Here is a 9,427-nt window from a genome sequence, read left to right as displayed (position 1 = left end):
ATGGTGGAAAAGGAGACGACGATATCTCCTCCAGGGATTGTTCCGGTCATATGGGGCTCGCCGCATGGCTTTCAAACATACACTTGCCGCAGCCCTCATCCTTTTCCTCGGCGCTTGCGGCGCCATTTCGTCGGCGCGCGCCGAGACCTTCAATATCGTCGGCTTCGGTGACAGCCTGACGGCGGGTTTCGGCCTCGGTCCGGGCCAGGGCTTCACCGACAGATTGCAGGCGGCGCTGAAAGCGAAGGGCCATGACGTTGCCGTCGCCAATGCCGGCGTGTCGGGCGACACCACGAGCGGCGGGCTGGCGCGGCTCGACTGGTCGGTGCCGGACGGCACCCGGCTCGTCATCCTCGAGCTCGGCGCCAACGACATGCTGCGCGGCGTTTCGCCCGACATCGCCGAAAAGAACCTCGACACCATGCTGGCGAAGCTGAGAGAGCGCAAGATCGCCGTGCTTCTTGCCGGCATGCGCGCCGCGCCCAACCTCGGCGCCGGCTACCAGAAGAGCTTCGATGCGATCTATCCGAGGCTCGCCATGAAATACGATGTTCCGCTCTATCCGTTCTTTCTCGACGGCGTTGCCGGTCACCCCGACCTGCAGCTTGAGGACGGCCTGCATCCCAATCCCAAGGGCGTCGATGCGATCGTCGAGCGCATCCTGCCCTCCGTCGAGAAGGCCATTGCCGCGGATGGCGGCGCCTAGTGAGGCTCGGGCGCAACGGTTTCCGTTGGGGAAACCTTGTGGACAACAAACCGCTTGCCCCGCGCGGATATCGATGATTCGCTAGGGCCAAGAGTTTCGATTCGAGGACAGGAGGCTTTTCATGCCACGTCTTTTCACCGCCCTCGAAATTCCGCGCGACGCCGCTCTTTCGCTGTCCCTGCTCCGGGGCGGCCTTCCCGGAGCCCGCTGGATCGACGTCGAAAACTACCATTTGACGCTGCGCTTCATCGGCGATGTCGAAGGCCATGTCGCCGACGAGATCGCCAACGCGCTCGACCGGATCAACCGTCCCTCCTTCTCCTTGACGCTCTCCGGCGTCGGCGCTTTCGGCGGCAAGAAGCCGCATGCGGTGTGGGCCGGCGTGTCCGCCTCGCCGGACCTGGTGGCGCTGCAGGGCGAGATCGACCGCATCTGCCAGCGGCTCGGCCTGCCCGCTGATCCGCGCAAGTTCTCGCCGCATGTGACGCTTGCCCGCCTGCGCAATGCGAGCCCGCTCGACGTCGCGCAATATCTTTCGGCGCGCGGCAACTTTTCCGCATTGCCCTTCCGCGTCGGCCGCTTCGTCTTGATGTCATCGCGCGATTCGGTCGGCGGCGGCCCTTATATCGTCGAGGAAGCCTGGCCGCTTTCGGGTGTTGACGCGCGTTCGTTGAGCCGCGTCGCCAGCGCTTCCGACGCCTCGCGGATCATGCGGTAGACCGAGGCGAAGGCTTGCTGGTCCTCGTAATAGGGGTCTGGCACGTCGCGCTGGTTGCCGCTGGCAAACTCCAGGAAGAGATGGATGCGGTCGCGCGCGGCCGCCGGCGCCAGCGCCTTGAGATCGCGCACGTTTGCCCGGTCCATGCCGAGGATCAGGTCGAAGCGCGCGAAATCGTCCGGCGCTATCCTGCGCGCCCGCTGTCCGGAAATGTCGACGCCGTGCCGTGCGGCGATCGCGATCGAGCGCGGATCGGGGGCGGAGCCGACCTCCCAGCCGCTGGTGGCGGCTGAATCGAGCACAATGTCGTGACCCGTTCCGCGCTCGGCCAGAACATCGCGGAAGACACCCTCAGCCAAGGGCGACCGGCAGATATTGCCGAGACAAACGAACAGAATGGACTTTATGGGCTTTGCGCTCATCGATCCGGCGCTATGGTTGGTTCAATTTCGAATAGCACAGGAACCCGACATGACCAGGGAAAAACTCAGCAAGGAAGCGATCACGGCAGCGCTCGCCGAACTCGAAGGCTGGTCGCTGGCCGCCGACGGCGCTTCCATCAAGCGCAGCTTCGGCTTCAAGAACTTCTCCGAGGCCTTCGCCTTCATGACCCGCGTGGCGCTGGCCGCCGAAAAGATGGATCACCACCCCGACTGGTCGAACGTCTACAAGACCGTCGACGTCACGCTGAACACGCATGACGCCAGCGGCGTGACCGCGCTCGATATCGAGTTGGCCAAACGGATGAACCGCTATTTTGGGTAGCGGCTGGGAAGCGGCCGTGCCTCCACCCTGGAGCGTTCCGGCGGTGGAGAAAACTTTGAGACGCCGGCGGGGCAGCGCCCCCCTCTGTCCTGCCGGACATCTCCCCCACTTGGGGGGAGATCGGACTTCACCGCGGCTTTCGCCAATCGCCAACGTCGCAGGACTGAGCGGGGCGCCAAAGCTGCCAATCTCCTCCCTTGTGGGGGAGATGTCCGGCAGGACAGAGGGGGGCGCGAAGGATCTCGACCGATGCCACCGGAGTCCCATTTTCCGGGCCAGCAACCGCCCCAACTCTTGCAGCCGGGTGCTGCTTTCACCACATTTTCCTCCGGCGGGCCGGCACGCAAGGGTTGCGCGCGCAGCCGCCAAGGAGAGATGGATGGCGCAAGGTACCGGTTTTGATTTCTTCGGCTTCGGCGACAAGCTCGCCGGCGAGGGTGAGGTGCGCGAGAAATTCTGGCGCACCGCCAAGAAGGCCGCCCGGCAGATCCCGTTCATGGACGAGGTGGTCGCCGCCTATTATTGCGCCATGGACAAGGACACGCCGTTGCGCGCCAAGGGCATCCTGGTCGCTGCGCTCGGCTATTTCGTGCTGCCGGTGGATTTCATCCCCGACTTCGTCCTCGGTCTCGGCTTCACCGACGACCTTGCCGTGCTGACCGCCGCGATCACCGCCGTCAGCGCCCACATCACGCCCGCGCACCGGCAGGCCGCCAGGGATGCGCTTGCCGACAAGCGTTGACCCTGGGGTTGACCCTGGCTGACATTTCGGCACAACGAGACCGCGAAACCACCCGCGCGAAAAGACAAACTCTTGCCGCTTTCGTGGCCTCCAAGTTCGCGCCGGGACATTGTGATCGCCGCTCTTCCAGCGGCGGCGCGACTGGTGGCGGTTTCCTGGGGTGAGTTCCTTTTCTTGAGGGAAATTCACCGTTTGGTAACCCTGATTAAATCAAAATGAAGCGACGGCAGGACGCCACGCGGCCCGCCCCCGCACCATATGGAATACGGGAAGAACGATGCGCGGATTGATTGCTACAGTTTCCAGCCTGGTCATGGTGGCCGCCTTGGCAGCGCCGGCGCTGGCGCAGCAGGCGACCAAGATCGGCCAGCACAATGCCTGGGGCACCTACAGCTATCAGTCGGCAGGCGGCAAGGTCTGCTACGTGCTGACGGTGCCGACCGACAAGCAGCCGACGACCCTCGACCACGGCGACATGTTCTTCTTTGTCAGCCAGCGGCCCGGACAGCAGGTCTCCTACGAGCCGCAGTTCATCGCCGGCTACAATTTCCAGGAAGGCTCCAAGGCCACCGTCACCATCGACAAGAAGTCGTTCTCGATGTTCACCCGCGGCAAGTCGGCCTGGGTCGAGAACGCGGCCGAAGAGCCGGTGCTGATCGCCGCCATGAAGACCGGCACCGACATGAAAGTGCAGGCGAAGTCCGGCCGCGGCAACCCGACATCCTATGTCTTTTCGCTGAAAGGCATCTCGGCCGCGCTGGCCTCGATCGCCAAGTGCAAGTAGGCGCGAAGGCCTCCGCGCGGCTGGGTGGGCTCGGCTGGCCGGCTATCCAGCACTCGGCATTTTTCGCGTCAACGACCAGTCTTTGGCCACGACCTCGATTGTGTCGTCTCGAAAACAGAACAAGAAATGCCGTGAACCCGGGCCGTCCGGCGCCAAGACATCCCAATCATCCTCGCTGACTGGCCGGCTGTCTCCAGTCACCTCGTAGAACTCTCCCCATTTTGGGGCCTGATTGCCGTAAAGACCTTTGCCCGCAAACCAAGCGTGGTCGTCTGAAGCATTCCATCGGACTCGGCTGCAGCCAACAAAGTGAAGCGTTCCCATCTCTCCGGGCCTGGCATCGTGGGCCCATGGGTTCAAGAGAAAGGAAAGCCGTGCCGAATTGCCCTCGATAAGCAGCTCAACGTCGGGAGCACTTGGCTCGGCGTTCCAGCCAAGGTTCAGGTGCCGGAAAGACAATTCGGTCATACATCGATATTGCATGTCGACAGGGCGCCTACTACCCACCCGGCCCTGCAGCAGTATCTTGGCGGCAACTCAGGTGGTTGCAAACCATCCCGCCGGCACGTCGCCGGCGGGCAGATCGGCTTGAAGGGCTCCAGCCTCACATCGCCATTTTTTCACATTCGGCCTGGGCCTTCTTGGTCGACGTGTCGACCATATAGGTTTTGCCCTTGGCGTCGGTGATCATCATCATGCAATGCTTGATCGGCTTCGCCATTTTCATCATTTCGGCGCTCGTCTTCGCGTCGGGCATCATGGTGCCCATATGCCCGTCGGGCATGATCGCCGTCACCTGCCCACCCTTCATCATCGTCATCGTGCCCATCGTATCCTCGGCAAATGCCTGCGAGGCAAAGACGCTGACGAGGCCGGCCATGGCAACAAGCTTGATCGAATGCATTCCGCGTACTCCCATTTTTTGACGGGGCATGGTCGCCCCTTTCAGGTTCGCGGCTGCGCTTCGGGCTGTTACGCCAACACGAATATGTGATCTGGTTTGCGGCGACACGCCGGCCCGCGTTCGCCGCCCCATGACTCCGCCTGCAAGCTGTGCTATGCGCCGCGCTTCATTTCGGGCACGATGCTGAAATCGGCCGCAAACCGCTTATATTGGCGCAACCATGACCCTTTCATTCGATCTGACCGCCGAAGGCGCACGCGACGCCTTGCGCGCCCGCGCTGCTGCTGCCGAGAAGCCGTCGCTGATCGGCCTGACCCGGGCCGAGCTTGGCGGTGCCTTGGTCGAGGCTGGCATCGTGCCGGAGCGCCAGGCGAAGATGCGCGCCCAGCAGCTCTGGCACTGGATGTATGTGCGCGGCGTCTCCGATTTCGCCCATATGTTCAACATCTCCAAGGATTTGCGCGCCGAGCTCGACAAGCATTTCACCGTCGCGCGCCCCGAGATCGTCGAGGAGCAGATTTCTTCCGACGGCACGCGCAAATGGCTGTTCCGCTTTCCGCCGCGCGGCGCCGGCCGCCCGGTCGAGATCGAGACCGTCTATATCCCCGAGGAAGGCCGCGGCACGCTCTGCATCTCCTCGCAGGTCGGCTGCACGCTGACCTGCTCCTTCTGCCACACCGGCACGCAGAAGCTGGTACGCAACCTGACGACGGAAGAAATCCTGGCGCAGCTGCTGACCGCGCGCGACCGGCTCGGCGATTTCCCCGACCGCGACACGCCCGACGGCGCCATCGTGCCGGCCGAGGGCAGAAAAGTCTCCAACATCGTCATGATGGGCATGGGCGAGCCGCTCTATAATTTCGAGGCGGTGAAAAAGGCGCTGCTGATCGCTTCCGACGGCGACGGCCTGTCTCTGTCGAAGCGGCGCATCACGCTCTCGACCTCCGGTGTCGTGCCTGAGATCGCCCGCACCGGCGAGGAGATCGGCGTCATGCTGGCGATCTCGCTGCACGCCACAAATGACGATCTGCGCGACCTTTTGGTGCCGATCAACAAGAAGTTCCCGCTGAAGGAATTGATCGCCGCCTGCCGCGCCTATCCCGGCCTGTCGAATGCCCGCCGCATCACCTTCGAATATGTAATGCTGAAGGACGTCAACGATTCCCTCGACGACGCCAGGGCGCTGGTGAAGCTGCTGAAGGGCATCCCGGCCAAGATCAATCTGATCCCGTTCAACCCCTGGCCCGGCACCAACTACCAGTGCTCGGACTGGGAGACGATCGAGAAGTTCGCCGACTACATCAACAATGCCGGCTATGCCTCGCCGATCCGCACGCCGCGCGGCCGCGACATCCTCGCCGCCTGCGGCCAGCTCAAGTCGGAATCGGAACGCATGCGCAAAGTCGACCGGCTGGCGCTCGAGGCCATGATGATCGCAGGGCACGGCGAGGCGTGAGGCGTATCATCGCCTATCTCGTCCGCTTCGCCGCCATCCTGGTCGGCTATGTGATCGCCTCGCTGGCGGCAAGCGCCTTCCTCAACGTGCTGTTCCTCGGCTATTTCGGCTACGCGCCGGAGCCCGGGCACCCGACGATCGCGCCCGCGCTTTATTTCTCCGTGCCCTTCATTGCACTGTTCGTCGCCTATTTCGGCTTCATGCCGGCGGCGGTCGTCATCCTCATCGCCGAAGTGCTCGGCCGCCGCGACTGGCTGTTCTATGCGCTCGGCGGCGCCATCATCGCCGTCGTCTTCCTCGGCTTCGCCCATAACGTCGGCGATGGCGATTTCGACGTCACCGACAACAATGTGAGGCTCGCTTTGATCGGTAGCGGCATGGTCGGCGGCATCTTCTACTGGCTCTCCGCCGGCCGCTGGGCCGGCGCCTGGCGCCGCGAGCCGCTGCCCGATCCCGAAGCCTGAGTTCAGCGCGGTTCAGTGTCCTCAGTTTGAAATTTGATTGGATGCCATCCGCCAGAGTGTGTCCGTCGATCAATCTCGGAAAGCTGTCACTCGGATTTCGACCCGCATCGCCGGATCGCCAAGCAATGCTACGCCTAGGCAGGTCCAGATCGGTTTGTGGTTCGGCATGCGCAGACGAAACTGCCTCGCCATCTCTGCCGTGGCCTTGAGGATTGTCCCGTCGGGTTCCAGCGTATGGTAAGAGTTGACGTGCGCGACGTGAGACCAGCCCAGCCCGACCTCTTTCAACATGAAGGCCACGTTATCGAAGGCTTGATCGATCTCTGCCTCGATCGGAATGCTGTCGCCGGGAAAATCAAGCGTGTCGGGCCGCCAGCCACCTTGACCCGACAGTTCGACCCGGCCGTCGACTTCCATCACCATCGAATAGCTGTAGTCCTTGGCGCTCTTTTCGCCCCATGGGCCGGGAGCATATAGCTTGAACCTTGGCATCATTCCTCGCTAGAGCAATTCTAGGAAAAGTGTGTAAGGTTTTCCGTCCGGAATTGTGTAAAAACAAAGAGTTAGAGGGTCACAGCCTACCAAAGCGACCGGCAAATTCAAACTAAGCCCGGCGTCTACCTTGCCTGCGCCGTCAGGATCTTGAGCGCGAAGGCCGAGAACACACCGCCGAACAGATAGTCGACCACCCGCGTGACGCGCGGGCTGGCCTTCATCGCCGCCGAAAACTTCTCTGCCGCCAGCACCATCGGCGCTGTCACCGGGATCGCCAGCACGATGAACATCACGCCGAGGAAGAACAGTTTTCCGGGCGCGTTCGGGTCATGCGCGGAGACGAATTGCGGCAGGAAGGTCATGAAGAACAGGATGATCTTCGGGTTGAGCAGATTGACGCCGAGCCCGGCCGCCCAGCTGCGGAACAGCGAAATCTGCGGTCCGCTCTTCTTCTCCGGCGAGAAGGCCGAGCCTTTCGTCACCGCTTGCCAGGCCAGGAAGACGAGGTAGCCGGCGCCGAAGAGCTTCAGCGCGAAGAAGGCCGTCGGCGAGGCGACGATCAGCGCCGAGACGCCGACCACCACCAGCGCGGTGTGGATCAGCGTGCCGGTGAGCGCCCCGGCCATCGAGGCGAAGCCGGTGGCGCGACCCTGGCTCAGCGTCCGCGACACGAACAGCGTCATGTCCGGGCCCGGCGTGATCGCCAGGATGAAGGTGGCGATGGCGAACTGGATCAGCGTCGTGGTGTCGGGAATGAAGGACATTGCTCGCCCCGTAAAATGGATCGCAGAGCCTATAGCGCAGCCATCTCCGTTTCGCCAGCAACTGCCGACGTGGCGGCGGCATAATCTCCCCCCTCGAGGGGGAGATGTCGCCGAAGGCGACAGAGGGGGTCGCCGCGCGTGAAGCGTCAGCGTTTTCCGCGACGAAAAAACAGCAGCGGCGATCTATGTGAGACGACCCCCTCTGGCCGCTTCGCGGCCATCTCCCCCTCAAGGGGGGAGATCACGCGCAGCGATTGGCTGCGCCCTGCGCCGCTTCGTCTCTTGCATCGCCCGGAAACCCCGTGATACTCGCCCGCGAACCTTTTTACCCGCGGAACCGCCAACAATGTCCAAGACCAAAGACGTCAAGAAAGTCGTGCTCGCCTATTCCGGCGGCCTCGACACCTCCATCATCCTGAAATGGCTGCAGACCGAGCTCGGCGCCGAGGTCGTCACCTTCACCGCCGATCTCGGCCAGGGCGGCGAGCTGGAACCGGCGCGCCGCAAGGCCGAGATGATGGGCATCAAGGACATCCGCATCGTCGACGTGCGCGAGGAATTCGTCGCCGACTTCGTCTTCCCGATGTTCCGCGCCAACGCCGTCTATGAAGGCACCTATCTGCTCGGCACCTCGATCGCCCGCCCGCTGATCTCCAAGCATCTGGTCGAGATCGCCAAGGAGACCGGTGCCGACGCGATCGCGCATGGCGCCACCGGCAAGGGCAACGACCAGGTGCGCTTCGAGCTTTCCGCCTATGCGCTGAACCCGGACATCAAGGTCATCGCGCCGTGGCGCGACTGGTCGTTCAAGTCGCGCACCGACCTCCTCAACTTCGCCGAGCAGCACCAGATCCCGGTGCCGAAGGACAAGCGCGGCGAGGCGCCCTTCTCGGTCGACGCCAACCTTCTGCACTCCTCCTCCGAGGGCAAGGTGCTGGAGGATCCGTGGAGCGAGCCGCCGGAATTCGTTCACCAGCGCACCGTCTCGCCGATGGATGCGCCCGACGCCGTCACCGAGATCGAGATCGAGTTCCTGAAGGGCGATCCGATTGCGTTGAACGGCAAGAAGCTGTCGCCGGCCACCATGCTGGCGGCGCTCAACGACCTCGGCCGCGACAACGGCATCGGCCGACTCGATCTCGTCGAGAACCGCTTCGTCGGCATGAAGTCGCGCGGCGTCTACGAGACCCCCGGCGGCACCATCCTGATCGCCGCCCATCGTGCCATCGAATCGATCACGCTCGACCGCGGCGCCGCCCACCTCAAGGACGAGTTCATGCCGCGCTATGCGGAGCTCATCTACAACGGCTTCTGGTTCTCGCCCGAGCGCGTCATGCTGCAGGCGATGATCGACAAGAGCCAGGAAGACGTCGAAGGCACGGTGCGGCTCAAGCTCTACAAGGGCAACGTCATCGTCACCGGCCGCAAGTCGAAGAAGACGCTCTATTCCGACGCGCTGGTCACCTTCGAGGACGACCGCGGCGCCTACGACCAGAAGGACGCCGAAGGCTTCATCCGCCTTAATGCGCTCAGGCTGAGGACGCTGGCGGCAAGGAACCGTCGCGGCTGATATCCGAACGTCGAAAGTCGAGATAAGCGGGGCAACCCGGCGGAGACGCCGGGTTTTAT

The 9,427-nt window shown here is 63.2% G+C and carries 12 protein-coding genes; 8 read left to right on the top strand and 4 right to left on the bottom strand.

Going from position 1 to position 9,427, the window contains the following annotated elements; all coding sequences use genetic code 11:
- Positions 1 to 64: 64 nt before the first annotated feature.
- Together AC4FWB_RS29455 and thpR are read left to right on the top strand one after the other, a co-directional pair.
- Entirely contained in the window at positions 65 to 706 is a 642-nt protein-coding gene (locus AC4FWB_RS29455; RefSeq protein WP_491029748.1) for an arylesterase, read from the top strand.
- 121 nt (positions 707 to 827) lie between these two features.
- Positions 828 to 1,424, top strand: a complete 597-nt coding sequence (gene thpR / locus AC4FWB_RS29450; protein ID WP_491029747.1) for an RNA 2',3'-cyclic phosphodiesterase — start codon at positions 828 to 830, stop codon at positions 1,422 to 1,424.
- Here the strand turns inward: thpR and AC4FWB_RS29445 are convergent.
- Positions 1,328 to 1,846 carry a low molecular weight protein-tyrosine-phosphatase gene (locus tag AC4FWB_RS29445; protein WP_491029746.1) on the bottom strand — a complete coding sequence of 173 codons (519 nt, stop codon included), beginning with the start codon at positions 1,844 to 1,846 and terminating at the stop codon, positions 1,328 to 1,330. The two genes, thpR and AC4FWB_RS29445, sit on opposite strands and share 97 nt — an antisense overlap.
- A gap of 49 nt (positions 1,847 to 1,895) precedes the next feature.
- On the opposite strand from AC4FWB_RS29445, the gene AC4FWB_RS29440 reads away from it, so the two are divergent.
- The 3 genes from AC4FWB_RS29440 to AC4FWB_RS29430 all read left to right on the top strand — a co-directional run bounded on the left by AC4FWB_RS29440 (position 1,896) and on the right by AC4FWB_RS29430 (position 3,715).
- On the top strand, positions 1,896 to 2,189 hold the full coding sequence (locus AC4FWB_RS29440) for a 4a-hydroxytetrahydrobiopterin dehydratase (RefSeq protein WP_491029745.1): 294 nt from the start codon (positions 1,896 to 1,898) through the stop codon (positions 2,187 to 2,189).
- A gap of 379 nt (positions 2,190 to 2,568) precedes the next feature.
- A complete protein-coding gene (locus tag AC4FWB_RS29435) occupies positions 2,569 to 2,931 on the top strand; it encodes a YkvA family protein (protein ID WP_491029744.1) in 363 nt (120 codons plus the stop codon).
- A 277-nt stretch (positions 2,932 to 3,208) separates the two neighbouring features.
- Positions 3,209 to 3,715, top strand: coding sequence for an invasion associated locus B family protein (locus tag AC4FWB_RS29430; RefSeq protein WP_491029743.1), 507 nt, complete (start codon positions 3,209 to 3,211; stop codon positions 3,713 to 3,715).
- A 604-nt stretch (positions 3,716 to 4,319) separates the two neighbouring features.
- Here the strand turns inward: AC4FWB_RS29430 and AC4FWB_RS29425 are convergent.
- Positions 4,320 to 4,619, bottom strand: coding sequence for a hypothetical protein (locus AC4FWB_RS29425; protein ID WP_491029742.1), 300 nt, complete (start codon positions 4,617 to 4,619; stop codon positions 4,320 to 4,322).
- 220 nt (positions 4,620 to 4,839) lie between these two features.
- On the opposite strand from AC4FWB_RS29425, the gene rlmN reads away from it, so the two are divergent.
- On the top strand, positions 4,840 to 6,075 hold the full coding sequence (gene rlmN / locus AC4FWB_RS29420; RefSeq protein WP_491029741.1) for a dual-specificity RNA methyltransferase RlmN: 1,236 nt from the start codon (positions 4,840 to 4,842) through the stop codon (positions 6,073 to 6,075).
- Complete coding sequence (locus tag AC4FWB_RS29415; protein WP_491029740.1) at positions 6,072 to 6,539, top strand: hypothetical protein; 468 nt, start codon at positions 6,072 to 6,074, stop codon at positions 6,537 to 6,539. Before rlmN ends, AC4FWB_RS29415 begins: the two co-directional genes overlap by 4 nt.
- A gap of 69 nt (positions 6,540 to 6,608) precedes the next feature.
- On the opposite strand, the gene AC4FWB_RS29410 is transcribed toward AC4FWB_RS29415, so the two are convergent.
- Both AC4FWB_RS29410 and AC4FWB_RS29405 read right to left on the bottom strand, forming a co-directional pair.
- Entirely contained in the window at positions 6,609 to 7,031 is a 423-nt protein-coding gene (locus AC4FWB_RS29410; RefSeq protein ID WP_491029739.1) for a Rid family hydrolase, read from the bottom strand.
- A 125-nt stretch (positions 7,032 to 7,156) separates the two neighbouring features.
- A complete protein-coding gene (locus AC4FWB_RS29405) occupies positions 7,157 to 7,798 on the bottom strand; it encodes a LysE family translocator (protein ID WP_491029738.1) in 642 nt (213 codons plus the stop codon).
- A 346-nt stretch (positions 7,799 to 8,144) separates the two neighbouring features.
- Between AC4FWB_RS29405 and AC4FWB_RS29400 the strand changes: the two genes are divergently transcribed.
- Positions 8,145 to 9,368, top strand: a complete 1,224-nt coding sequence (locus tag AC4FWB_RS29400) for an argininosuccinate synthase (protein ID WP_491029737.1) — start codon at positions 8,145 to 8,147, stop codon at positions 9,366 to 9,368.
- Positions 9,369 to 9,427: the final 59 nt, after the last annotated feature.

The organism is Mesorhizobium sp. LEGMi-168a, from assembly GCF_058312955.1.
Note: the sequence above shows the minus strand (reverse complement) of the source record. Positions and strands in the feature narration are given on the sequence as shown.